At 29.1% G+C, this 23,672-nt stretch carries 28 protein-coding genes; 10 read left to right on the top strand and 18 right to left on the bottom strand.

Annotated elements, in window-relative coordinates; genetic code table 11:
- The first annotated feature begins 89 nt into the window (after positions 1-89).
- Together Q0881_RS02765 and Q0881_RS02760 are read left to right on the top strand one after the other, a co-directional pair.
- Positions 90-3,215: a histidine kinase gene (locus Q0881_RS02765; protein WP_299156717.1), complete on the top strand. Its 3,126-nt coding sequence runs from the start codon at positions 90-92 to the stop codon at positions 3,213-3,215.
- On the top strand, positions 3,208-3,966 hold the full coding sequence (locus Q0881_RS02760; protein ID WP_299156715.1) for a LytTR family DNA-binding domain-containing protein: 759 nt from the start codon (positions 3,208-3,210) through the stop codon (positions 3,964-3,966). The genes Q0881_RS02765 and Q0881_RS02760 overlap by 8 nt, the downstream gene beginning before the upstream one ends.
- Before the next feature lie 59 nt (positions 3,967-4,025).
- Here the strand turns inward: Q0881_RS02760 and ssb are convergent, their stop codons facing one another.
- Positions 4,026-4,361 carry a single-stranded DNA-binding protein gene (gene ssb, locus Q0881_RS02755; RefSeq protein ID WP_299156713.1) on the bottom strand — a complete coding sequence of 112 codons (336 nt, stop codon included), beginning with the start codon at positions 4,359-4,361 and terminating at the stop codon, positions 4,026-4,028.
- A gap of 168 nt (positions 4,362-4,529) precedes the next feature.
- Between ssb and Q0881_RS02750 the strand changes: the two genes are divergently transcribed.
- Positions 4,530-5,072, top strand: a complete 543-nt coding sequence (locus Q0881_RS02750) for a GNAT family N-acetyltransferase (protein ID WP_299156711.1) — start codon at positions 4,530-4,532, stop codon at positions 5,070-5,072.
- Positions 5,062-5,412, top strand: a complete 351-nt coding sequence (locus Q0881_RS02745) for a hypothetical protein (RefSeq protein ID WP_299156709.1) — start codon at positions 5,062-5,064, stop codon at positions 5,410-5,412. Before Q0881_RS02750 ends, Q0881_RS02745 begins: the two co-directional genes overlap by 11 nt.
- Here Q0881_RS02745 and Q0881_RS02740 read toward each other — a convergent pair whose 3' ends face one another.
- Entirely contained in the window at positions 5,413-5,880 is a 468-nt protein-coding gene (locus Q0881_RS02740) for a CBS domain-containing protein (protein WP_299156708.1), read from the bottom strand.
- A 102-nt stretch (positions 5,881-5,982) separates the two neighbouring features.
- On the opposite strand from Q0881_RS02740, the gene Q0881_RS02735 reads away from it, so the two are divergent.
- On the top strand, positions 5,983-8,283 hold the full coding sequence (locus Q0881_RS02735) for a M20/M25/M40 family metallo-hydrolase (protein ID WP_299156707.1): 2,301 nt from the start codon (positions 5,983-5,985) through the stop codon (positions 8,281-8,283).
- A gap of 57 nt (positions 8,284-8,340) precedes the next feature.
- On the opposite strand, the gene pyk is transcribed toward Q0881_RS02735, so the two are convergent.
- The 5 genes from pyk to Q0881_RS02710 form a co-directional block, all read right to left on the bottom strand.
- Positions 8,341-9,768, bottom strand: a complete 1,428-nt coding sequence (gene pyk / locus Q0881_RS02730; protein ID WP_299156705.1) for a pyruvate kinase — start codon at positions 9,766-9,768, stop codon at positions 8,341-8,343.
- A gap of 3 nt (positions 9,769-9,771) precedes the next feature.
- A complete protein-coding gene (locus Q0881_RS02725; RefSeq protein WP_299156703.1) occupies positions 9,772-10,242 on the bottom strand; it encodes an IPExxxVDY family protein in 471 nt (156 codons plus the stop codon).
- Positions 10,243-10,326: 84 nt separating this feature from the next.
- On the bottom strand, positions 10,327-11,064 hold the full coding sequence (rnc, locus tag Q0881_RS02720; RefSeq protein WP_299156701.1) for a ribonuclease III: 738 nt from the start codon (positions 11,062-11,064) through the stop codon (positions 10,327-10,329).
- Between the two features lie 6 nt (positions 11,065-11,070).
- Positions 11,071-12,321 (bottom strand): beta-ketoacyl-ACP synthase II, encoded by a 1,251-nt coding sequence (fabF, locus tag Q0881_RS02715; protein ID WP_299156699.1) that lies wholly within the window; start codon positions 12,319-12,321, stop codon positions 11,071-11,073.
- Positions 12,322-12,328: 7 nt separating this feature from the next.
- Positions 12,329-12,565: an acyl carrier protein gene (locus Q0881_RS02710; RefSeq protein WP_093871978.1), complete on the bottom strand. Its 237-nt coding sequence runs from the start codon at positions 12,563-12,565 to the stop codon at positions 12,329-12,331.
- Positions 12,566-12,745: 180 nt separating this feature from the next.
- Between Q0881_RS02710 and Q0881_RS02705 the strand changes: the two genes are divergently transcribed.
- Together Q0881_RS02705 and Q0881_RS02700 are read left to right on the top strand one after the other, a co-directional pair.
- On the top strand, positions 12,746-13,315 hold the full coding sequence (locus Q0881_RS02705) for a phosphoribosylglycinamide formyltransferase (RefSeq protein ID WP_299156697.1): 570 nt from the start codon (positions 12,746-12,748) through the stop codon (positions 13,313-13,315).
- Positions 13,308-13,946: a ribonuclease H family protein gene (locus Q0881_RS02700; protein ID WP_299156695.1), complete on the top strand. Its 639-nt coding sequence runs from the start codon at positions 13,308-13,310 to the stop codon at positions 13,944-13,946. The genes Q0881_RS02705 and Q0881_RS02700 overlap by 8 nt, the downstream gene beginning before the upstream one ends.
- A 60-nt stretch (positions 13,947-14,006) precedes the next feature.
- Here the strand turns inward: Q0881_RS02700 and Q0881_RS02695 are convergent, their stop codons facing one another.
- Positions 14,007-14,354 (bottom strand): nicotinic acid mononucleotide adenyltransferase, encoded by a 348-nt coding sequence (locus Q0881_RS02695; RefSeq protein ID WP_299156693.1) that lies wholly within the window; start codon positions 14,352-14,354, stop codon positions 14,007-14,009.
- Positions 14,355-14,527: 173 nt separating this feature from the next.
- Here Q0881_RS02695 and Q0881_RS02690 point away from each other — a divergent pair, with 173 nt between their 5' ends.
- The 3 genes from Q0881_RS02690 (at position 14,528) to Q0881_RS02680 (ending at position 16,190) form a co-directional block, all read left to right on the top strand.
- The gene (locus Q0881_RS02690) at positions 14,528-14,728 is read left to right on the top strand and encodes a dodecin family protein (protein ID WP_299156691.1); all 201 of its coding nucleotides are present in this window, start codon (positions 14,528-14,530) and stop codon (positions 14,726-14,728) included.
- 237 nt (positions 14,729-14,965) lie between these two features.
- Positions 14,966-15,319 carry a DUF1304 domain-containing protein gene (locus tag Q0881_RS02685; RefSeq protein ID WP_299156690.1) on the top strand — a complete coding sequence of 118 codons (354 nt, stop codon included), beginning with the start codon at positions 14,966-14,968 and terminating at the stop codon, positions 15,317-15,319.
- A gap of 64 nt (positions 15,320-15,383) precedes the next feature.
- Positions 15,384-16,190 (top strand): mechanosensitive ion channel domain-containing protein, encoded by an 807-nt coding sequence (locus tag Q0881_RS02680; RefSeq protein WP_299156689.1) that lies wholly within the window; start codon positions 15,384-15,386, stop codon positions 16,188-16,190.
- On the opposite strand, the gene tsaB is transcribed toward Q0881_RS02680, so the two are convergent.
- The 10 genes from tsaB to cyoE all read right to left on the bottom strand — a co-directional run bounded on the left by tsaB (position 16,187) and on the right by cyoE (position 23,526).
- Positions 16,187-16,864: a tRNA (adenosine(37)-N6)-threonylcarbamoyltransferase complex dimerization subunit type 1 TsaB gene (gene tsaB, locus Q0881_RS02675; RefSeq protein ID WP_299156687.1), complete on the bottom strand. Its 678-nt coding sequence runs from the start codon at positions 16,862-16,864 to the stop codon at positions 16,187-16,189. The genes Q0881_RS02680 and tsaB overlap by 4 nt on opposite strands.
- Before the next feature lie 92 nt (positions 16,865-16,956).
- Complete coding sequence (locus tag Q0881_RS02670) at positions 16,957-18,318, bottom strand: TolC family protein (protein WP_299156685.1); 1,362 nt, start codon at positions 18,316-18,318, stop codon at positions 16,957-16,959.
- A 217-nt stretch (positions 18,319-18,535) separates the two neighbouring features.
- Positions 18,536-18,748, bottom strand: coding sequence for a hypothetical protein (locus tag Q0881_RS02665; protein ID WP_299156683.1), 213 nt, complete (start codon positions 18,746-18,748; stop codon positions 18,536-18,538).
- Positions 18,741-19,262, bottom strand: a complete 522-nt coding sequence (locus tag Q0881_RS02660; RefSeq protein ID WP_299156681.1) for a DUF420 domain-containing protein — start codon at positions 19,260-19,262, stop codon at positions 18,741-18,743. The genes Q0881_RS02665 and Q0881_RS02660 overlap by 8 nt, the downstream gene beginning before the upstream one ends.
- 1 nt (position 19,263) lies before the next feature.
- Complete coding sequence (locus tag Q0881_RS02655) at positions 19,264-19,911, bottom strand: SCO family protein (protein ID WP_299156680.1); 648 nt, start codon at positions 19,909-19,911, stop codon at positions 19,264-19,266.
- Positions 19,898-20,578, bottom strand: coding sequence for a hypothetical protein (locus Q0881_RS02650; RefSeq protein ID WP_299156678.1), 681 nt, complete (start codon positions 20,576-20,578; stop codon positions 19,898-19,900). Before Q0881_RS02650 ends, Q0881_RS02655 begins: the two co-directional genes overlap by 14 nt.
- Before the next feature lie 63 nt (positions 20,579-20,641).
- Positions 20,642-20,980 (bottom strand): cytochrome C oxidase subunit IV family protein, encoded by a 339-nt coding sequence (locus Q0881_RS02645; RefSeq protein WP_299156676.1) that lies wholly within the window; start codon positions 20,978-20,980, stop codon positions 20,642-20,644.
- Between the two features lie 19 nt (positions 20,981-20,999).
- Complete coding sequence (locus Q0881_RS02640) at positions 21,000-21,983, bottom strand: cytochrome c oxidase subunit 3 (protein ID WP_299156674.1); 984 nt, start codon at positions 21,981-21,983, stop codon at positions 21,000-21,002.
- A gap of 56 nt (positions 21,984-22,039) precedes the next feature.
- On the bottom strand, positions 22,040-22,624 hold the full coding sequence (locus tag Q0881_RS02635) for a cytochrome c oxidase subunit 3 (RefSeq protein ID WP_299156672.1): 585 nt from the start codon (positions 22,622-22,624) through the stop codon (positions 22,040-22,042).
- Complete coding sequence (cyoE, locus tag Q0881_RS02630) at positions 22,624-23,526, bottom strand: heme o synthase (RefSeq protein ID WP_299156670.1); 903 nt, start codon at positions 23,524-23,526, stop codon at positions 22,624-22,626. The genes Q0881_RS02635 and cyoE overlap by 1 nt, the downstream gene beginning before the upstream one ends.
- Positions 23,527-23,672 lie beyond the last annotated feature (146 nt).

Raw genomic sequence — 23,672 nt, 5'->3', positions numbered from 1 at the left:
CTTCAACTTTCAACTACTTAAGGATAATAATCTTAATGTTAAAATAAATTAATATAGCCTTTGACTAGGTTTTATAATATAATTTTAACATGGATAAATGGGTGAAAATAATGAGCTTGTTTTGGCTTATTATTACTTCTATCAATTGTTTAGGGCAAGAATATCAAATAAATGAAATTTTGATTAACAATAGTGGTGCTTCTAAATCTTATGAGAAAAACTTATTTATAGATAGTTATGGTTTTGTCTGGTATAATACCCTAAACGGCGTTATTAGAGAAATGGGAAACCAAAGGGAGTTTTATGAATTAAATGCTTCAAACGGTGAAATAATTCATGATTTTTATGAAATTTTTGAAACTAAAAACGGAATGTTTTGGGTTTTAACAGAATTTGACACTTTCAAAATTAACCCTGCCTTAGGTATTATACAGCATATTTCACCTAGTGATAAAATTGGAAAAAAAAGAAACAGTTGGTTTACATCTATTTATGAAGATTTAAATAAAAATATATGGTTCGCAACTAGTATTAATACTTTTTATTGTTTAACCCCTAATAACAAAACAAAGAAATACGATTTCAATATTCCTTTTTCGAAACAACTATCAATTCCATTTTTCTCAAAAATAATTAAGGTAGAAAATAATGAAATTACATTTTTAACTTATAATGGTGTTTATCAAATTGCCCTTAACAATAATAAGCCTCTTACTTTTTTACCATTTCCTAACAGCTATACTGAAAATATTAAAAACTCATCTCAAAAAAACACTATTTATTATCTCAGTTCCCCTAAGTCTTCATTACATTTAAAAAACTATTCTGGGAAGTTTAAAATTGGCAATAAACTGGGATCATATAGCTATAATACTAAAATTAAAGCTTTTATTTTCCAACTTCCTTTTTTAAACTATTCTATAAAACACTTATCTAATAACACCTATAAATTGGTAGCTACAGATGGAGAAAAAATATACTTAGCTATATTTAAAATTTCTAATGGGGTACCCATCTTAAAACAAAACTCAATAGATACTGTTAATATTTCTGTTCAGAAAGTTCAGTTTTATCAAGATAACATTATTGGAATTAATGGTCAAAAAATTTATTCTTTTCAACTTTATAATAATTCCTTTCATCGTTTTCTTAACAAAAAAGGTTCATCAGTTAGTACAAGAGGTTTTGTAGAAGATGCTAATTCAACTATTTATGTAGCAAGTCATTCCGGAATTTTTAAAAAATCTATTGTTGATTCTTCATTCACTAAAATTAATTTTAAAAACACTTACAATAATTCATATTTGAAAAAAAATGTCATTTATGATATAGAAAAGCTTAAAAACGGTAACATTTTTTTATATGGTTTTTCCGAAGATATTTTAGAATTAGATTTACAAAATGAGACTTACACTCCTATTAAAATTTTTAACGAATCTGAATTAAAAATAGTGCCTCTAATTATAGATTTATTAGAAATTAGCCCCAATAAATTACTTTTAGCTACGACTAATGGTCTTTTTTATTATGATTTAAAAAACAAAGAATTATCATTTGGAGGTAATCTATCTCCTAAAATATCTTTAACTAAAGAAGTGTCTTATTTATTTTTAGATAAAGAAAATAACAACCTATACATTGGTGGTATTCAAGGGCTATACAAAAAAGATTTATCTAATAATAATATTACAACTTTTTTAAAAAATGATAGCTCTCGCATAAACTTGTCTAAATATGTTAGAGTAATTACAAAAGATGTTTATGGTAATATATGGGCTGGTACACGAAAAGGGTTGTATAAAATATCAAGTAAATTAAATTTTAAAAATGCTGTTTTAAAAAATTACGGCTTAAAAAATAACGACATAATAGGATTAATACCACAAGGTGATTTTTTATGGATAAGTACATATAACGGTCTAGTTCAGCTTAATATTTCTAATTCACATATTAATCATTATTTTGAAAAAGATGGCATCCCAGATAATGAATTTAACGCAAAGTCATTTTATAAAACAAAAAACGGAGACCTCTATTTCGGTGGATTAAATGGTATTGTGAAATTTAATCCTAGAGATATAGATTTTAATACAACAAAATCTTCACTCTTTTGCTCTTATATAGAGAAATATGATTCTAAAAAAGCTAAAATTTCTAGAAAAAGAATAGGGCTTTCTATAGCTTCAAAAAAAATAACACTCTCTTTTAACCATAATAATTTAAAAATGGGGTTTGTTCTTAAAAATAGTATTAGCAACGCTCCAAAAGACAATCTTTTCTTTTATAGACTTAGTTATTACAACAGTAATGAATGGTCAGAAATGAGAAATACAAGTTATTTACAATTAAAAGACCTTCCTCCTGGAAATCATTTACTTGAAGTTTTAGCATATGATAGTAAAGGTAGAAAGTCTAATATTTTAAAATATGATATATCAGTTTCTCAAGTTTTTTATAAAACCAAGTTATTTTACCTCTTTATTATTTTACTTTTTTTATTAAGTGTGTTTTTTTATTACTCATATAAAAAAAAGAGAATTCACGAAAAATATTCAATTCAATTACAACTAGTTAAACAAGAATCTAAAGCTCTAAGAGCTCAAATGAATCCTCATTTTATTGCAAATGCTCTAAATGGAATTCAAAGTGTTTTAATTTTTAATGGAATTGATCTAGCACGCCATTATCTTCAAATTTTCTCTAAGCTTTTTCGTACAACCTTAGATATGACTAATTCTGAATGGGTTTTTTTAAACGATGAAATATTGTATTTAAAAAACTACTTGGAATTAGAAGAAATGCGTTTCGAAAAAAAGTTAAATCTCTCCTTCAATATTTCTCCACAAATAGATATTAATTTTCATAAAATACCTTGCATGTTAATACAACCAATAATTGAAAATGCTATTATTCATGGATTATCAAACAAAGAAGATAATTGGAAGTTAGAAATAGATTTCTCCATTATCAATAATTTTTTGCAAGTTGAAATTATTGATAATGGGATAGGAAGAGTTGCTGCTAAAACTACTCGGAAAAATAAAAATCGTTCTTGGAGTACAAAAATTTTAAAAGATCGAATTTCGGGCTACAATAGCATACATGAAAAAAAAATGTTATTAAAAATATTCGATTTGTATGATGGAAAAAAAGCCTTAGGCACTAAGGTTATCTTATATATACCAATTAAAAATAATATTAAAGGTTATGAATAAAATAGATGCTATTATCATAGATGATGAAGTAAAAAATATTAGATTATTAAAACATTATATTAATGAATTTTGTATAGATATTAATATAATTGACCAAGCTACTTCTTTTACTGAAGGCATAAAAGTATTACAAGCTAAAAGCCCTGACATTTTGTTTTTAGATATTCAGCTCAAAAACAGAACTGGTTTTGAATTACTAGACTGCATTCTACCTAAAAAAATTAAAGTTATATTCGTTACTTCTCATGAAGAATATGCTCTTAAAGCCTTTAAATATAATGCCATTGATTATATTTTAAAACCTATTGTTATTGAAGATCTAATATTAGCAATTAATAAGGTTAGAGAAGATATTCGATTAGATATCTTCACTTCTAAAAATCAAATTAACACTTTAAATCAAGTAATTAATAATACTAAAGAACAAGATTTTATAGCAATACCATCTAATGATCGAATTGAATTAGTTAAGTTTAAAGATATTATATTTCTAGAATCGCAAGGTCGATATACTATTCTTCATTGCGTAAATAACTTACAAGTTGTTGCTACTCGTAATATTGGGGAATACGATGATATTTTATTAAACAATATGCAATTTTTTAGAACACACAAAAGCTATATTATAAACATAAATCACACTTTAAAAATTATTAAAAACGATGGTTTTTATTGTCAAATGGATAATAATAAAAATATTCCTGTTGCAAGAAGAAGGCAAGAAGAATTGAATAAAATTTTAGGTATTTAAAAAATATAAAAAGGCATTTTAAAAATGCCTTTTTTCTTTTTCTTAAAACAATTTCCCCACTATTTATTACCTAGCATTAGTAATTCATTACAAACTACCTCAGTTATGTAACGTTTAACACCTTCTTTATCTTCAAAAGACCTAGAAGTTAACTTACCCTCAACTATTACCTCACTTCCTTTTTGTAAATATTCTCCTATAATTTCTGCAGTCTTATTCCATGCAATTATATAATGCCATTGTGTATCGGTTATTTTTTCTCCTTCCGAGTTTTTATATGTTTCATTCGTAGCTAATGAGAATTTAGCTAATTTTTTTTTATTTTCTAAATTGATAATTTCTGGATCATTTCCTAGATTTCCAATTAACTGTACTCTGTTTTTAAGTGCGTTCATAATTATTGTTTTTTTATTAAACAGTTAAGATTTTGTCATTCAAATGAATTAACACTGCAAAGATCTACTACAACACTAGTTAAAAACGGTAGGTAATCGTTTGTTTTCGTTTGTAAATGAATGTAGTCGTTTAATTTCAACTATATTTGAAAAAAAAATATAGTTGAAATGGAATTCCAAATAGAAACAAATCGCTTGATATTAAGAAAGTTTAATATCAAAGACACTACAAGTATATTTGAGTTAGATTCAAACCCAGAAGTGCACAAATACCTTGGTAATAATCCAATTACAACATACAAACAAGCTAAAGACATTATTGATTTTTTTGAAAAACAATACAACGAAAATGGCATTGGTAGGTTTGCTGCTTTTGAAAAAGAGTCTGGGAATTTTATAGGTTGGTCAGGATTAAAATTAAATAAAGGCAAAGAGGAAGAATTAAATGGTATTACTGAATTTATTGATATTGGACATAGGTTATTACCTAAATTCTGGAGAAAAGGCTATGCAACAGAATCTGCAATAGCTTGTTTAGAATTTGGCTTCAAACAAATGAATTATAATATTATTTATGGAGCTGCTGAAACTGACAATATTGGATCTAACAAAATTCTACAAAAAATAGGTTTAAAATATGTAAATGATTTTAAGTTTGAAGGAAACGATGCTAAATGGTATGAATTGAAAAAAACAAACTATGGAAGTTAAAAAGTGTTTAGAATGTAACGAAAAAGTTTTAGGTAGAATAGATAAAAAGTTCTGCTCAGATTATTGTAGAAATGCTTATAATAATAAAATAAATAAAGAGAGTAAAAACCTCGTTAGAAATACTAATAATAGACTACGTAAAAATTATAAAACACTATCGGATCTTAATGTTTCAGGTAAAACTAAGGTTAGCAGACGTAAATTATTTGACAAAGGTTTCGATTTTAAATTCATAACATCAATTTACACAACAAAAACTGGGAATACTTATTTTTATGTATACGATCAAGGTTATTTAGAATTAGAAAATGAAATGTATTTACTTGTTAAACAAGACTAGTTATTTCCATGTATTTCCTTTTAATTTCATTGCAGCCTTAAGTACATCTTTTTGGCTAATCTGTCCAATCAACTTCCCATTTTCTGTTATAGGAAAGCGCCTTCTTTTAGATTCTAAAAACTTGTTAGCTGCATCGAAAATATTCATGTTTCCATCAATAGTTTCAACTTGTTTAGCCATAGCTTTTCCTACTGTATTATTTTGATCAATAGGTAAATTATAATATCTGCTTTCTGAAATTTGTTTAATACAATCACCTTCAGAAATTATTCCTACTAATTCATTTTTATCGTTTATTACAGGACCTCCAGAAATTTTATTTGTAATTAAAGAATCTATAACATCTTCAATAGATTGGTTTTCTTTAAATGTAATTAAATTTTTAGTCATATAATCAGAAACCAAAATTAGTTCAGATTTTTTTTCTGGTTGATTTGACCGTTTACCTTGAAAGTTAATAATTCCCATAATAGTAGTTTTAGCTATTAAATATACTGATTTTTAGATTATTAACTATTTATATTAATAAAGAATAAATTTACTTACTTTTATAAGCATTAAAATTTCACTATGAAATCATCAAATAATTTTATTGCAGTATTAATCATTATTTTTACTGTTTATTGGAGTTTTAGAGATACTATCCCTACAAATCCTTCAAATGAAAAAGAATTAAAATCTTCAAATTTCTCAATAGATAATGCTTTATATCATTTAAAAAATATATCAAAAAAAACACATCATACTGGTTCTCCTGAACATAAAGTTGTACAGGATTATATAGTAAATGAGTTAAAGAGACTGAAATTAAATCCAGAAATTCAATATCAAACAGCTATAAATAAAAAGTGGAGAGCTAGTACAACTACAGAGAATATCATAGCACAAATAAAAGGTTCTGGAAACGGTAAAGCAGTACTTCTACTCACCCACTACGATTCTAATCCACATTCATCGTTAGGTGCAAGTGACGCCGGTTCTGGAGTCGTAACAATTTTAGAAGGTATAAGAGCATTTATAGCAAAAAATAAACAGCCTAAAAATGACATTATTATACTTTTTTCTGATGCTGAAGAACTAGGTTTATTAGGAGCACAAGCTTTTGTTGAAAATCATCCTTTGGCTAAAAACATAGGAATTGTTTTAAATTTTGAAGCTAGAGGAAGTGGAGGTTCAAGTTATATGTTAATGGAAACCAATGGAAAGAATAAAAAATTACTTACCGAGTTTTTAAATTCAAATCCAAATTATCCCGCTGCAAATTCATTAATGTACAGCATCTATAAAAAATTACCTAACGATACTGATTTAACTGTTTTTAGAGAAAAAGGAAATATCAATGGGTTTAATTTTGCTTTTATTGATGATCATTTCGATTACCATACAGCACAAGATTCTTATGAAAGACTCAATAGAGAAACACTAATGCATCAAGCTGAATACTTTACAACTTCTCTTAATTATTTTGCAGATTCTGATTTAATAAACTTAAATAGTAATGAAGATTATATTTATGTAAACTTCCCTTTTGTTAAGCTTCTAACATACCCTTTCTCTTGGGGAGGTATTTTACTTAGCACTGCAATAATTGTATTTTGCATCCTAATCTTTTTTGGTTTTTCTAAAAGTAAACTTACAGTTAGAGGTATCTTAGTTGGATTTATTCCGTACTTAACTTCATTAATTTTATGTTCTGGATTGTCTTATGGTTTATGGCAATTAATTTTAATTATACACCCTCAGTACACCGATATTTTGCATGGTTTTACTTATAACGGATATCAATACATTATTGCATTTATATTTTTAAATATTTGGATTCTATTTAAAGTTTATAACCAATTTAAAGATTATAAAACTTCTGATTTATTTGTTGCCCCTATTTTTATAGGTTTAGTTATAAATTATGTAATCTATCAATACTTACCAGGTGCAGGTTTCTTTATTATTCCAATATATGCTTCACTTTTAATTTTTGCTGTTTTAATTTTAATGGAACTTAAAACAAAATCTAAGGCTACTTTATTTGCTATTATTTCTATTCCTACAATATATATGATTGCCCCTATGGTGCAATTATTTCCTGTTGCATTAGGTTTAAAAATCCTTTTTGTTTCCGCTATTTTTATTGTATTAATTTTTGGTTTTATTTTACCTATTTTTCATCAACAAAAAAAGAAAAATAAATGGCAAATTGTAGCTGGTATTGTATCTATTGTTTTCTTTGCTATAGCTACTTTTAACAGTGGGTTTTCTATTGATAAGAAAAAACCTAATAGCATTGTATACATCCAGAATTTAGATGAAAACACTTCGTATTGGGGTACTTATAATAAAACATTAGATTCTTATACAAAACAGATTTTTAATTCTGATTATCAAAAAGGGAGCATTCCCTCAGTGGAAGGAAAAAGCAAGTATAATACTCGTTTTAGCTACCATAAAAAAGCTAAAAATGAGAATATAAGCACTTCTAATATTAATATAAATCTTGATACTATAATTGGCAATGAAAGAAAATTAGATTTTACAATTATACCTACTCGTAAAATTAATAAGTATGAGTTTTATAATAATTCAACTATAAAATTAAAAAACTTAAAAGTGAATGGTACTTTTTATGATGCAGGTAAAACTTTTACTGCTAAAAAAGGCATTTTATTAATCTATCAAATAGCAAATTCAGATAAAAATGTAACTATATCATTTACTATTAATAAGAATGAGAGGCCCAACATTATTTTAAATGAAATTTCATACGATTTATTATCACATCCTAAATTTAATTTAAAACCACGGAGTGAAACAATGATGCCAATGCCTTTTGTTACCAACGACGCAATTATTACTTCTAAAAAATTACAATTTTAACCAAAAAAGCGCAACCAAATTGGTTGCGCTTTTTTTTATATGTTTATAGTACTTCTTCTAATCGATTTGAGAAACACGTAATGTATTTACCATTCCTTTAGCCTTTACAGGCATTGACGATAAGTTAATCATAAAATCTCCAGTCTTAACAAATCCTTTTTCTTTAGAAATTTCATTAAGATCTTCAATAGTATCATCTGTACTTAAATTCCTGTCATAATAATAAGCTCTAACACCCCATAAAAGATTTAGCTTACCTAAGATTCTTTTTTCAGAAGAGAAAGCTAAAACATGAGATTTTGGTCTCCAAGCAGAAATTTGAAAAGCTGTATATCCACTATTAGTTAATGTTGAAATTGCAGCCGCATTGATATCATCGGCCATTAATGCGGCATGATGACATACTGATTTTGTGATAAATCTGTTTGTACGAATATGTGGAGCCTCCTGTGGTACTTTAATTAAATTTGAAAACTCTACGCTACTAATAATCTCTGTCATCTTTTTAATAACTCTAATAGGGTGTTTTCCTACTGAAGTTTCTCCTGAAAGCATTACAGCATCTGCCCCATCCATAATTGAATTTGCTACATCGTTTACCTCTGCTCTTGTAGGCACAGCATTTTCAATCATTGTTTCCATCATTTGTGTAGCAATAATAACTGGTATTCTAGCTTGTTTAGCTCGTCGTACTAGCATTTTTTGAATTAATGGAACATCTTGCATAGGAACTTCAACACCTAAATCTCCACGAGCAACCATTAATCCATCGCAATAAGGAATCAATGCATCTATATTTTCAACAGCTTCAGGCTTTTCAATCTTTGCTATTACTGGTACTCTATATCTTGATTTTTGCTTAATTAAATCACGTAAAATTCTTAAATCTTCTGGTGTTCTTACAAAAGACAACGCAATCCAATCTACTTCTTGTTCTAAAGCAAAAACAGCATCCTTTTTATCTTTATCTGTCAACGCAGGCAAAGAAATATTAGTATTAGGAAGGTTTACTCCTTTTTTCGATTTTAAAGGTCCACCTACAATTACCTTTGTTACTACTTCTTTATCTTTATCTGTAGAAACTACTTCAAACAATAATTTACCATCATCAACTAAAATTTGTTCTCCAGCTTTTACATCTTTAGGAAAACGTTGATATGTCATAAAAGCCTTTTCTTTCGTTCCTTCACATTCTTCTGTAGTGAAAATAAATGTATCTCCTGCTTTTAATTCCACACCTTCACTCATCACCCCCACTCTAAGCTTAGGCCCTTGTAAATCGGCTAAAATCGCTACGTTATAGCCTCTTTCTTCATTAATTTCTCTTATTTGTTGAACACGTTCTTTTACATCATCATAATCAGCATGAGAAAAATTAATTCTAAAAACATTTACCCCAGATGCAGCCATCTCAGCTAAAACTTCTTTAGTATTCGTTGCTGGTCCTAATGTTGCAACAATTTTTGTTTTCTTATTGTGTGGCATAATTTAAAATATTAAAAAATCTTTCGATTTTAAAGATTCAACCTCTACTTCATAAGAGGTTATAATTTGAGGTATTTGATTTATTTTTTCAATTGTTTTCACAATATATTCAAAATCAAAATCTCCTTCTATTTTTAAGAAAAAATCAACTTTTTTTTTCTCTGAAACAAGATACATTGTTGAATCACTCTCGTTAAAAAGACTTGTTGATATTGTTTTTTGTCTTGATTTATATTTATTAGAAATTAAAAACCAATCATAATCTAATTCTACATTGGTATATTCATATACAGCGTATGAGGATTTATTGTTTTTTCGAGTAAAATCTAAATCATAACTAGCTCTGCAAAATTTAATTTGCAAGAATTGGTTTAACAAATAGGCTAATTTATACTCATTAAGCACTGTATGAATGCCTATTAATGCATAATCATTATTTGAAAACTCATTAATATTTAGTGCATAGGTAGCCATAAAAACAACTATTTGTTTTTTGCTAAATTAATGAATGTATCTAAAAAACAATATGAAAATTACGAAAACGTTTTCGGCATAATGTTAAGAATCTGTCATTTGATTTTGCATAGCGTAGTATACTCTTTTGGCCGCAATCTCTTCTGCCTTTTTCTTTGAAGTAGCTCTTCCTTTACCTACAATAGTACCATCTATACTGACTCTAACACTAAAGTGTCTTTTACTTTGGTTTCCAGAATCTTCGTAAGACTCGAATTTATATTTCTTCTTCTTCTTCTGGCACCATTCAATCACATAACCTTTATAACTAGATATCTTACCCTCTAATCGTTCAATATCAACATAAGGTAATATTACTTGCTCATAAATAAATTGATGGCAATAATTATAGCCTCTATCTAAATAGATAGCACCAACTAAAGCTTCTACAATATTACCGTAAATATTATTACTTATATGATCTTGTGAAATGTTACTTTTTACAAAACGTATTAAATCTAAATCTTTACCTAAAGTATTTAAATGCTCTCTACTTACTACTTTAGAACGCATTTGAGTTAAATACCCTTCATCACCTTTAGGCACTTTTTTATATAAATAAGATGCTATTACAGATCCTAAGATTGCATCACCTAAAAACTCTAATCGTTCGTAATTAATAGGGTTTCCTTTACTATCTATTAATTTTAAAGACCTATGTGTAAACGCTTTTTTATAATGCGATAACTTTATTGGTTTAAAATTAAGCAGTTCTTTTAATTCGTAGTAAAAGTTTTCATCTTCTTTAGTTTTGGGTTTTACTATTCTACGAAGAAAATTCATAAAGGATTAATCTAGTTTTCTAAAAGCGACACATGCGTTATGACCACCAAAACCAAATGTATTACTCATTGCAACTTTAATCTCTCGTTTCTGAGGTTTGTTCAATGTTAAATTTAATTCTGGATTAATATTTTCATCAACATTAACATGGTTAATTGTTGGTGGAATTATACCATGTTCCATTGCTAAAATAGAAGCAATAGATTCAATTGCACCAGCAGCACCCAATAAATGCCCAGTCATAGACTTTGTTGAGTTGATGTTAATAGTCTTAGCATGATCTCCAAAAACTTCAGAAATCGCTTTTAACTCAGCTACATCTCCTAACGGAGTAGAAGTACCATGAGTATTAATATGATCTACGTCTTCTGGTTTTATACCAGCATTTTCAAGACAGTTTTTCATTACTGCAATTACACCAATTCCTTCTGGATGTGGTGCAGTCATATGGTGAGCGTCAGACGACATACCTCCTCCAATAACTTCTGCATAAATTTTAGCTCCACGAGCTTTGGCATGTTCGTATTCTTCTAATACAATAGCTCCGGCTCCTTCACCTAAAACAAAACCATCACGTTCACTATCAAAAGGTCTTGATGCTGTTTCTGGTGTTTCATTTCTAGTAGATAAAGCATGCATTGCATTAAAACCTCCCATACCTGCAATTGTAACAGCAGCTTCACTACCACCAGTTACAATAACATCACAATGACCAAGTCTAATGTAATTAAGTGCATCTATCATTGCATTTGCAGATGATGCACAAGCAGATACCGTAGTATAATTAGGTCCCATAAATCCATTTTTAATAGAAATGTTTCCTGGAGCAATATCTGCAATCATTTTTGGAATAAAGAACGGGTTAAAACGAGGTGAACCATCTCCTGCAGCAAAGTTTAAAACTTCATTTTGAAATGTTTCTAATCCTCCAATACCTGCTCCCCAGATAACACCAACTCTTAATTTGTTGACTTCATCAAGATTTAATTTCGAATCTGCAATAGCTTCATCTGAAGCGACCATTGCATATTGAGTAAATCTATCCATTCTACGTGATTCTTTCCTATGTATGAAATCATTCACGTTGAAGTTTTTTAACTCACATGCAAAACGAGTCTTGAACTTGGCAGCATCGAAATACGTTATAGGTGCTGCTCCGCTAACTCCGTTAACTAAGCTATTCCAATATTCTTCTTTATTGTTTCCTATTGGCGTTAATGCGCCAAGTCCAGTTACTACAACTCGCTTTAATTGCATATAAATCTTATTTTTTTGCGTCTTCTATATAGCTAACCGCTTGACCTACAGTACCAATGTTTTCTGCTTGATCATCTGGAATCTGAATATCAAATTCTTTTTCGAATTCCATGATTAACTCAACAGTATCTAATGAATCTGCTCCTAAATCGTTTGTGAAGCTTGCTTCGTTAGTTACTTCGTTATCGTCTACTCCTAACTTGTCTACGATAATTGCTTTTACTCTTGATGCAATGTCTGACATAATTTGTTTGTTTTAAAATTTAAAATCGAGGCAAAAATACAAATCTTAGTTATTAATTCTAACTTTTGCTCAAAAATGTGATGTCTAAAATAAAAAAAATACTTGAATATTTCGCTACAAACACCACCGTTGTTAATAATTATTCTTTTTTTTGCAGTAACAAAACAACTAAATTTTAACATGAAACGTATCGTAATTTTTGCTTCTGGCTCCGGATCCAATGCCGAAAACATCATTAAACACTTCAAATCTTCTAAAATTGCCTCTGTTACTCACGTGCTGTCTAACAATGAACATGCCAAAGTTTTTGATCGTTGCGAGCGACTAAACGTAGACGCCTCACTCTTTGACAAAGAGAGCTTTACAAAAGATGACACCGTTTTAACTTTTTTACAAGTTGAAGCTGACATAATTGTTCTTGCGGGGTTCTTATGGCGCATTCCTGCTAAGATTGTTGAAGCTTTTCCTAATAAAATTATAAATATTCATCCAGCTTTACTACCTAAATATGGCGGAAAAGGCATGTATGGCATGAATGTTCATAAAGCTGTGAAAGAAAATAATGAAACAGAAACAGGCATTACAATTCATTATGTGAATGAGAATTACGATGAAGGAGCTATTATTTTTCAAGCTAAAACTGCTCTTACAAATAATGATTCCCCTGAAAATATTGCTGAAAAAATTCATACTTTAGAATATGAACATTTTCCAAAAACAATTGAAGAAGTAATTTTAAAGAATGTCTAAAAAAAAGAAATACTACGTTGTTTGGCAGGGCAAGAAAAAAGGTATTTTTACTTCTTGGGATACTTGTAAAAAACAAATTACTGGTTTTGAAGGAGCCCAATACAAAGCTTTTATAGATAAAAAAGAAGCTGAAATAGCTTTTACTAAAAGCTATCATGAATACAAAGGAAAGGACACTAAAAAAGTTGTTTTATCTTCTGTTGAAAAAGCTAAATATGGCACGCCTCTTTTAGAAAGTATTTCTGTTGATGCTGCTTGTGCTGGTAATCCTGGAAAAATGGAATACCGTGGTGTTTTGACTCATAGTAAAAAAGAAATTTTTAAAATGGGGCCTTTTAATAATGGTACCAATAATATTGGTGAGTTTTTAGCTTTAGTGCATGGTATTGCTTTATTAAAAAGTAAGAATATGCATGAACTTCCTATTTATTCGGATTCTAAAATTGCAATGAGTTGGGTTAAGAAAAAACAATGTAGAACCAATGTTGTTTTTGATCAAAGAAACAAAGATATCTTAGATTTAATTAAACGTGCCGAAAAATGGCTAAAAGAAAACTCTTTTAAAAACCCTATATTAAAATGGGAAACTAAAGCTTGGGGAGAAATTCCTGCTGATTTTGGAAGAAAATAAAAAACCGAGTATATAGATAGAACATATACTCGGTTTTGTATTTCATTTAATCTCCCAAGACTATTTAATAGCCATTTTAGTTTCTTCTTTCCAAGTTTGCACACTTGCAATAACATTATTACTATAGTCTATTTCTGTTAAACCTTCTTCTTTCCAGATAAACCATTTACCTGTTTTCTTTCCTGCATTATAATGTGCAATTGCTGTTTTATTTCCTTTTGTATCAAAAGAAATCCATGTCCCTGTTAGCTTCTTATTTTTAAAGAAACCTTGCTCTTTTACTTTACCATCCTTGTAGAAATAAGTTGCTTTAACTAAATCTCCTGATTTCTCAAATTTTGGTTCTGTATTTTGAGCTTGTAAAAATGATATTGATAAAATACAAGCGGCTATTATTAATTTCTTCATATGTAAACTTTTAGGGTTAACTACTAGTATTCCAAATATATAAAAAAATTTACATATTTGAAACATTTGCGTAACATTAATTTAACATTGGAGTTTATTCTCATTTAGATTCTTAAAAAAACAATTCAAAAATGAGTATATTTATATGGTATTAATCATTTAAAAAAATTATTATGGCAGTAATGAAAGTTATCGAGATTTTAGCGAATTCAGAAAAAAGCTGGGAAGATGCCACCAAAAAAGGTATTGAACAAGCTTCTAAGTCTATTAAAGGTATTAAATCTGCTTTTGTCCAATCGCAAAGCGTTGTGGTAAATAATGATGAGGTAACTGAATTTAGAGTAAACTTAAAAGTTACTTTCGAAGTAAAGTAACCATATATTAACTAACTACTATAAAACGATATTGTTTTCAATATCGTTTTTTTATTGCAAACAAATTTACATCGATTCTAGTACTTTTTCCTTTTAACTTTTATATGTAGAGAAAAGTATGTTTTAAGAATCATTCTATAAAGATTAATTTTTTATATATGTTTGTGTAAATAATATTAAAAAATTTAGCAACTAAAAGTTCTAAAGCCACAATTAATCAACTTAAAACAAATAATAATGACCTATTTTCAGCTATTTTTCATTGCTCTTGTAGCCTTAATTCACATTTATATCGTTATTTTAGAAATGGTTTTATGGACAAAACCTAAAGGGATAAAAACTTTTGGATTAAAATCAAAAGAATTTGCAGAGGAAACTAAAGTTCTTGCGGCGAATCAAGGTTTATACAATGGTTTTCTAGCTGCTGGTTTAATCTGGTCGTTACTTTCTGAAAAAACAGATGTTGCTCTTTTCTTTTTATGTTGTGTTTTTATTGCTGGTGTTTACGGGGCATATTCTACCAAAAAACCTAGAATATTCTTTGTGCAATCTATACCTTCTTTAATAGGTATATTGTTATTGTTGCTGTAAATTTGCCATACTTTTTAAAAAACTAACGCTACTCACTTTTTATTAATTTTTTAAAAACTTAAACATGAAAGAGTATTTAGATAAGTTTCAAAGCTTATTAATTGATTACACCCCAAAAGTATTAACTGCTTTAGCAATTTTAATCGTAGGGTTATTTATTATTAAATTTATTGTTGGTGCCTCTAGAAAACTAATGAACAAACGCAATGTAGATGTTACGCTACAAAAGTTTTTAGGTGATTTAGTTAGCTGGTCTTTAAAAGCCCTACTATTTGTTACTGTAATCTCTAACTTAGGGGTTGCTACAACTTCTTTTGCTGCTATTATTGGTGCTGCTGGTCTTGCTATTGGTTTAGCTTTACAAGGTTCACTATCTAACTTTGCTGGAGGTGCTTTAATAATGATTTTTAAACCTTTTAAAATTGGTGACTTAATTGAAGCACAAGGTATAACTGGAACTGTAAAAGAAATTCAAGTTTTTACAACTCATTTAAACACACCTGGTAATAAATTAGCTATTATCCCAAACGGAACTTTGTCTAATGGTAACATTATTAATTATACAGCTGAAGGTAAATTAAGAGTTGATTTAACTTTTGGCGTTTCTTATGACGCCGATATTAAACAAACTAAAGAAGTTTTGATGAACGTATTAACATCAAACCCTAAAATATTAAAAGACCCTGCTCCTACTGTAAATGTTTCTGAATTAGCAGACAGTTCTGTAAACTTTGCTGTAAGGCCTTGGACAGATGTAGCTAATTATTGGGATGTTTATTTTGAAACTACCGAAAACGTAAAAATAGCTTTAGATAAAGCTGGTATAGAAATTCCATATCCACATGCAGTGGAAATTCAAAAAGAAGGTTAAACTTTTTTCTTTTCTGGAATAGCAACAAAATCTTTTAAATAAAAAGGTTCAAAATAAGCGACATCTTCGATGTCGTTTTTTTTGTATTTACTATAACTCAATTGAGCCATTTCTTTTGATGATGGAAATTTACCTTCAACAAATATTGCATTCTCATGCACTATTATTTCTTTACATTTGGCTGCTCCGTCTCCTAAGAAATAAACTTTTCCTTTTAACAACTCTTCTTTAAAAGAATCTTCATTTATTATTTCTGCTTGTATTTCTCTTTTTTGCTCATACGATGAATTATATACTGCTGAATACACTTCCATTCTACGTGCATCTATCATCGGTACTATCATTCCTTCTTCAACCTCTATACTATGTGCTAACGATTTTAAGGTCTCTATAGATATTAAAGGCTTGCCTATAGCATAGCTAAGTCCTTTTGCTGCTGAAACTCCTATACGAAGTCCTGTATATGACCCTGGTCCTTTACTTACAGCTATTGCATCTATTTTATTTGCATCTATTTTCAATTCATTATAAACCTCCTGAATAAAAGGATGTAATTTTTCTGCATGAGAATAATTACCTTCATTTAATTCTCTTATTGCTAAAACTTTTCCGTTTTCTGCTATACTCACTGAACAGTTTTTGGTAGCTGTTTCTATATTTAAGATTAATGCCAAACTAAAAATACTTTTTTTGCAAAGATACATTATAATGAAAAACCTCGTTAATTAAAAATTAACGAGGTTTTCTATTTTATCTATTTTTTTAATTAGTCTACTATCGATTCTCCGAAATAGAACTTTAATACTTTTGTCTTAAATACATAATCGTATTTAGCTCTAATCATTGCTCCTTCTGCATTTACTAAACGATTACGTACTTGATCAAAATCAAACTGTGTCATAGAACCATAATCGTAACTTACTTGCGCGTTTTTAAAAGCCTCCTTTTGTGCTTCTAATGAGATCTCAGCTGCTTCAAAAGTTTTAGCTGCAGCTTTTGCATCTAAAAACGAAGTTTCAATTTGTTGTTCTAATTTTAGCTTTTCACTTTCTAAAGTAAGTTCACTTTGCTCTTTATTTATAATTGATTTTACAACTCTATTTTTTGTTTGAAAACGGTTAAATATCGGCACATTTAAATTTAAGCTAAATCCATACCCAAGGTTATCACTTAATTGTGTAAAGAACCTATTTGTTCTTGATCCAATTGTTCCATCTGGATTTTGGAAATTAATAATATCTTTTTCTCCCAAAACTGTTTGATAAGATGTATTAACTCCAGCATTAAATGATAATGATGGTAAAAACGAGCTTTTTGCTATTTTAATATTTAAATCCGCATTCGTTAAATTCAGTTTAGCTTTCGCTATTTCTGGTCTGTTTGTTAAAGCTTTTTCATAAACTGTTTTTGAATCACTATATAATAATGCTGCTGAAGGTGAACCTACGTCCATTTTAGCAACCTCAAAACCTTGACTTGAAACCTGTAATAATTGAGATAAATTTAACAATGCTAAATTTAAACTATTCTCTTGTGTAACAACATTTTGAAGATCATTAGTTGCTGTAGATTGCACATTTAACAAATCTCCTTTTGGTATTGCTCCTGCTTCAAACTGTGCTTTTGCTCTATCTATTTGTTTTTTACTAATCTCAGATTGTATTAGTGCTACAGATAAATTTTCTTTTGCAAATAGTACATTAAGATATGTATTAACTACTCGCAATGAAATATCATTTTTTATAAATTCTAAATCTAAATTAGCACTTTCAACTCCAAGCTTCGCTTGCTTATAAGTATTTAAGTTTCTATACCCATTAAATATGGTCGTATTAGAGTTTAAACCAAAGCTATTACCTCTTGTATCTCTAGAGATTCTAGAACCACTTTGACCAATAAAAGATCCAAAATTCAATCTTTGCGAAGCTGAACCTGTTAAATCAGGTAAAAAATTTCCTTTCGTAATGGCAACATCTTTTTCAGCTAATTGAACACTAAGTTCGTTCTGCTTAACTGTAATGTTGTTTTTTAAAGCATGATCAACGCATTCTTTAAGTGTCCATTGTTTTTGAGAAAAACTTGCTAGTGAGATAAATAAAGCTCCTAATAGTACAATTTTTGTTTTCAAGACGAGTATTTTTTTGTTTATTATAGTTTGTCAATTGGTGTTCCAAAAAAGAATAAAAAGACAACTTTTTGAAAACTAATCTGTTACCTATTTTTCAATTTCTTTTAACTGTTTGATTCTGAACATTATTATAGTCAAAACCGAACAATTTTTTTTACTGTTTTTATATGACGACTAAAAATAGAATATGTTACAAAAAAAAACTCTTATTGGACTGTTAATTTTTTGAAGCCTTTTTATGACGGTATATAAAATAAAATAATAATCCTACTAAGATATAAGGAAACACCATTAAATATGTTATTCCATTATTAACTCCTTCTGCCATCGATTCATTTCCTCCTTCTACCACAGCTTTACACATTGCACATTGTGCTACCCCGTTTACAGAGACTAATAATACTATTATTACAATAAGCTTTTTAAACATAATATGGTGATATCATTAAATACACTACTACTCCTGTTACGGCTACATACAACCACAAAGGGAATGTAATTTTAGCTATTTTTTTATGCTCAGGAAACTTCCCTAAACGTGCTCTCATAAAAGTAATTAACACAAAAGGAATAACTATTATAGACAATACTATATGCGTTAATAAAATAAATAGATATACATATTTTATTATCCCTTCCCCTCCAAACTTTGTTGAATCTGAAGTCATATGATATGCTACATACATTACTAAAAACAACGCCGAACACACTATTGCTGTTGTATTTAATTGCTCGTGTAATTTTTTATTTCCTTTTTTAATGGCTACCACCGATGCTATAAGTAATACTGCTGTTAGCCCATTTATACTTGCATATATAGGAGGTAAAAAGCTTAAAGGTTCTACATTAGGTATTTTGACTCCAAATAAAGCTGCTACTGCCAATGGTATTACAATAGACACTATTGTAATAAATCTTTTATATTTTTTTTCTTCAACACTCATATTACTCTTTTAATAATAACTTTATGTCTTCTTTTAATTCTTGAATTTGATTTCCGAAACCATGTTCTTCTAACGCTCTATAATACCCTATTGGATTCCCATGTTCATCATAACGTGAGCAGATATATCCATCTTTGTCTACTAAAGCAAATAAGCCTGAGTGCTCAAATCCTCCATGAGAAACCTCTCCTTTCCCTACAAACAATTTAAATCCTTCATTTGATAACTTGTACACCACATCTTCTGATTTCCCTGTAAGCATGTGCCAATTTTTATGGTTTATTCCATTTCTTTTAGCATACTCCCTCAATTGCTTTGGTGTGTCTATCTCTGGTGTTATAGAAAACGATGCAATTCCAAAGTTAGGATTCCCCATAAACTCATTTTGAACCTCTACCATTCTTGCATTCATTATTGGGCAAATTGTTGGACAGGTTGCAAAGAAAAATTCTACAACATATACCTTATCTTCAAAATTTTTATTTGATATAGTCTCTCCATCTTGATTTATGAATTCGAAATCAGGAACCTTATTATATTTATATAAATCAGCTTTTTGAAAATGTTTTACAATTTTTGGTACCGAATAAATTCCAAATAATAATATTATAAACGAAATTCCTACGTATGAATAGTTATTTTTTTTCATTTGAAATGCTATTTGTTCTTCTATCTTCACTTCTGTTATTTTTCTTCAAAGCCATTTTATACTCCACTAAAACAACACTTACATCATCAATCATATCATTTTTAAGTTCAGCTACAGATTTCATGGTATACCCGAATAAATTTTTATCTTCTAGACTTTTAATTGTTGACTTACCTCTTCTTAAATTATATTCTTTATCTATAATATAAGCTTTTGGCGAATGAAATTTTTCATCCAAAGGATTTGGAGTTTTAAAACTTTCGTGTAATGCTTGCATTTCTTCAGTAGAAGCAAAAATAAAATTCCATCTACTTAAATCTGTGTTAACGCTTAGCATTTTTTTCAAATCATCTATAGCTTCTTTTTGACTCTCATGAACTAAAGAAATCATCTGAAAACTCACATAATTAGAAAATTTATTATAAATTTTTTCCTTTAAATTATATACTTCTCCTTTTGCTAAGTCAATATCGTTTCCTAAAAAAGAAACTACAGTAACTCTTTTATCAAAAGTGAAATTTTTATCAATTAAAGAAATATCAATTACATCTTTAGTTACTATTGGTAATTTCCCAAAATTATGGGTCCCAATTTGCAATAACATATAAAATAACACTGGCACAATAAACAGTGCAAATAAGACAATGTGTTTTTTTGAAATCTTCATTCTATTATAAATTAAAGACAAAAAAAGGTGGTTAAAACCACCTTTTTTTAAATTCTTATAAAATTACCATTTTACTAATGGCGCTAATGTTTCGTGTAAATAATCTCCTTCTATCAATACAATGAATAACAAGTATGATATTAAGAATACAGCTGTCCAAACAATGGCTCTTCTAAACCAAGTTTTTTCTGCTTCTAAGTGCATAAATGCCCATGCAATATAATATGCTTTCGCTATTGTTAAGATAATGAAAATCCAGTTTAACCAACTAGTTCCCCATCCATGTAAATGCAATGATGCTGGTTTAACAATACCTAACCCAACTTCAACAGTTGTTATAATTGTTAAGATTGCTAAAACAATCCAAATTCTTTTTTTATTCGATTCGTGTGCGTGACCCATTTTTACTATCGTTTTTTAATTATACTAAGTAGAAGAAGGTAAATACAAATACCCAAACTAAATCTACAAAGTGCCAATATAAACCTACTTTTTCAACCATTTCATAATGTCCTCTACGTTCGTACGTACCTAACACTACATTAAAGAATATGATTATATTAATTAAAATTCCTGAAAATACGTGGAATCCGTGAAATCCTGTAATGAAGAAAAAGAAATCTGCAAAGATTGGATTACCATATTCATTTACATGTAAGTTTGCTCCTTCAACAACTTGATTTGCTAAAGCTAATTTTGCTAAACTCTCTTCTCTAGATAATATTATCTTTTGTTTTGTTTCTGGATTTAATCTTTCAGTTCTAATTAACAAAGAAGGATCTGCTTTAAATGCTTCCTGAACTTGTGCTACTGAATATTGAGAAATAGTTGGTTCTTGATCAAACCACAATCCATTTTTACGAGTATGATGAATTCTATCATCTTTTCTATCTGCATGTACAAAATCAGCTAATGCTATCTGATGTCCATCCTTCACAAATTGTAAAATATGATTGTTACTTGTTTTAACTGCTCCGTATGAACCGTTAATAAAGTTTTTCCACTCCCATGCTTGCGATCCTACGAAAATAATACCGAAGATAATTGTTGCAAACATATACCAAGCTACTTTCTTTTGTTTCATTTGATGACCTGCATCTACCGCTAACACCATAGTTACCGACGATACAATTAAAATAAATGTCATTAATGCTACATAATACATTGGTGCGTGTACACCATGCAACCCTGGAAAGTGGGTAAATACCTCATCGGCTATTGGCCAAGAGTCAATAAATTTAAAACGTGTTAAACCGTACGCTGCTAAAAAACCTGAAAATGTTAATGCATCTGATACGATAAAAAACCACATCATCATTTTACCATAACTAGCGCCAAATGGTTTTGCACCACCTCCGCCCCAGGTCTCTTTGTTGTCAGAATTTACAGCAATATTTGCTCCCATAAATCTCTTTTTGTTAATTTTTGTTAAAACAGTGCGCCAAAATTACGCATTTTTCATCATCTTATGAAATAGAAAAAGAAAAATAGATAAATCCATAATACATCTACGAAATGCCAAAAGATTGCACCTAACTCAAACCCAAGCATATCCGCTGATGAATATTTCTTTTTAAAATGATTATAAATTACTATTAATAATACGATTACCCCTGCTAACAGGTGTAATACGTGTAAAAATGTTATTCCTATTATAAAAGACGTAGATACTGTACTTTCTGGTCCAGTAAAATATAATCCTACAGCTTTTAACTCGTTAAATCCTACATATTGTTGCCATACAAAGCCTAATCCTAGCACTAAAGTGGCTAACAACAGCATAAATGACACTTGAATTTTGTCTTTTCTTAAAAATTTTTGCGACAGTATTAATGTTATACTACTCATTACAATTAATACGGTACTTATATAAAATGCCTGTGGCAAATCGAAAGTAACCCAATCTTCACGGTTCATACTTATTACATAAGCACTTGTTAGACCTGCAAAGAACATTACCATACTTATCATCGAAATCCATAACATTGGTTTCGCCGATTTTCGTCTACCTACTTTTAACTCTTCTTGTAAAGTTTGTTCACTCATTAGTGTAAAAATTTATCTACCACATATATTATGGGTACTATCGTAATGTAAAAAACACTTGCAAGCATTAATTTACGTGCATCGGTGTTTTTTTCTGTTTTATATAATTGAAATGCATAATACAACATTAACAACCCTAATAATAATATAATAACTGCTGTTACTGGATATATATAAAAGTTTCCTGTTACTTTTAATACCGGTGCTACCGACATTAATATCATAATACAGGTATAAAATATAATTTGCACAATAGCTCCTTTGTCTTTTTTATCCATAGGCAACATATGCAGTCCTGCCTTATTGTATTCTTCGTATTGCAACCAACCTATTGCCCAAAAGTGTGGGAATTGCCAAAAAAACTGAATCATAAATAAAAACCCTGCTTCTATTCCAAATTCTCCTGTTGCTGCTACCCATCCTAACATAAAAGGAATGGCTCCTGGTATTGCCCCTACAAAAACAGCTAAAGGTGTTACCGCCTTTAATGGTGTATAGGCACTTGTATATAAAAATATTGAAATAGCTCCAAATAAAGCACATTTTGGATTTATTGCATACAATATTGCAATTCCTGCTATGGTAAAGACACTTGCTATTAGTAATGCTGCTGTTACAGACATTCTTCCTGCTGGCAATGGTCTGTTTTTTGTACGTTGCATTATAGCGTCTATATCTTTTTCTATTACTTGGTTAAATGCATTTGATGCTCCTACCATTAAATAGCCTCCAATAGCTAATAATATTATAGTCGTATAATTTATTGTTTCCGCTCCTAATAAATATCCTGTAATAGATGTGAATACTACACTAACCGATAAGCCAACTTTTGTTAATTGCTTAAAATCGTTAAAGACTGATTTTAAAGAGGTTTTTGTATGTACAGATGAAACAGTGCTCACTTCTTATTTTAAAAATTTTTGCAAAGGTATTTCTTTCTTATGTAACTGCCATAAAAATTATTAGTAATTAAATTTAAAAAAAATAAAAAAGTGCTTTGTAATTAGAAAAATGGTGTTATATTTGCACCCGCATTCGGAGCAATGCA

This window comes from uncultured Tenacibaculum sp. (assembly GCF_947494125.1).
GTDB lineage: Bacteria > Bacteroidota > Bacteroidia > Flavobacteriales > Flavobacteriaceae > Polaribacter.
Note: the sequence above shows the minus strand (reverse complement) of the source record. Positions and strands in the feature narration are given on the sequence as shown.

Excerpts from the sequence above, each read along its gene's own strand:
- Q0881_RS02665 (WP_299156683.1), bottom strand. The coding sequence starts at position 18,748 with ATGTTTAAAAAGCTTATTGTAATAATAGTATTATTAGTCTCTGTAAAC.
- Q0881_RS02650 (WP_299156678.1), bottom strand. The coding sequence starts at position 20,578 with ATGAAGATTTCAAAAAAACACATTGTCTTATTTGCACTGTTTATTGTG.
- Q0881_RS02710 (WP_093871978.1), bottom strand. The coding sequence starts at position 12,565 with ATGTCAGACATTGCATCAAGAGTAAAAGCAATTATCGTAGACAAGTTA.
- fabF (WP_299156699.1), bottom strand. The coding sequence starts at position 12,321 with ATGCAATTAAAGCGAGTTGTAGTAACTGGACTTGGCGCATTAACGCCA.
- Q0881_RS02695 (WP_299156693.1), bottom strand. The coding sequence starts at position 14,354 with ATGAAGAAATTAATAATAGCCGCTTGTATTTTATCAATATCATTTTTA.
- Q0881_RS02645 (WP_299156676.1), bottom strand. The coding sequence starts at position 20,980 with ATGGGTCACGCACACGAATCGAATAAAAAAAGAATTTGGATTGTTTTA.
- Q0881_RS02735 (WP_299156707.1), top strand. The coding sequence starts at position 5,983 with ATGAAATCATCAAATAATTTTATTGCAGTATTAATCATTATTTTTACT.
- Q0881_RS02725 (WP_299156703.1), bottom strand. The coding sequence starts at position 10,242 with ATGGCTACCTATGCACTAAATATTAATGAGTTTTCAAATAATGATTAT.
- Q0881_RS02745 (WP_299156709.1), top strand. The coding sequence starts at position 5,062 with ATGGAAGTTAAAAAGTGTTTAGAATGTAACGAAAAAGTTTTAGGTAGA.
- Q0881_RS02640 (WP_299156674.1), bottom strand. The coding sequence starts at position 21,983 with ATGGGAGCAAATATTGCTGTAAATTCTGACAACAAAGAGACCTGGGGC.
- Q0881_RS02760 (WP_299156715.1), top strand. The coding sequence starts at position 3,208 with ATGAATAAAATAGATGCTATTATCATAGATGATGAAGTAAAAAATATT.
- Q0881_RS02685 (WP_299156690.1), top strand. The coding sequence starts at position 14,966 with ATGACCTATTTTCAGCTATTTTTCATTGCTCTTGTAGCCTTAATTCAC.
- Q0881_RS02655 (WP_299156680.1), bottom strand. The coding sequence starts at position 19,911 with ATGAAAAAAAATAACTATTCATACGTAGGAATTTCGTTTATAATATTA.
- Q0881_RS02700 (WP_299156695.1), top strand. The coding sequence starts at position 13,308 with ATGTCTAAAAAAAAGAAATACTACGTTGTTTGGCAGGGCAAGAAAAAA.
- Q0881_RS02690 (WP_299156691.1), top strand. The coding sequence starts at position 14,528 with ATGGCAGTAATGAAAGTTATCGAGATTTTAGCGAATTCAGAAAAAAGC.
- rnc (WP_299156701.1), bottom strand. The coding sequence starts at position 11,064 with ATGAATTTTCTTCGTAGAATAGTAAAACCCAAAACTAAAGAAGATGAA.
- Q0881_RS02660 (WP_299156681.1), bottom strand. The coding sequence starts at position 19,262 with ATGAGTGTTGAAGAAAAAAAATATAAAAGATTTATTACAATAGTGTCT.
- ssb (WP_299156713.1), bottom strand. The coding sequence starts at position 4,361 with ATGAACGCACTTAAAAACAGAGTACAGTTAATTGGAAATCTAGGAAAT.
- pyk (WP_299156705.1), bottom strand. The coding sequence starts at position 9,768 with ATGCCACACAATAAGAAAACAAAAATTGTTGCAACATTAGGACCAGCA.
- Q0881_RS02705 (WP_299156697.1), top strand. The coding sequence starts at position 12,746 with ATGAAACGTATCGTAATTTTTGCTTCTGGCTCCGGATCCAATGCCGAA.
- Q0881_RS02740 (WP_299156708.1), bottom strand. The coding sequence starts at position 5,880 with ATGGGAATTATTAACTTTCAAGGTAAACGGTCAAATCAACCAGAAAAA.
- Q0881_RS02680 (WP_299156689.1), top strand. The coding sequence starts at position 15,384 with ATGAAAGAGTATTTAGATAAGTTTCAAAGCTTATTAATTGATTACACC.
- Q0881_RS02765 (WP_299156717.1), top strand. The coding sequence starts at position 90 with ATGGATAAATGGGTGAAAATAATGAGCTTGTTTTGGCTTATTATTACT.
- Q0881_RS02635 (WP_299156672.1), bottom strand. The coding sequence starts at position 22,624 with ATGAGTGAACAAACTTTACAAGAAGAGTTAAAAGTAGGTAGACGAAAA.
- Q0881_RS02750 (WP_299156711.1), top strand. The coding sequence starts at position 4,530 with ATGGAATTCCAAATAGAAACAAATCGCTTGATATTAAGAAAGTTTAAT.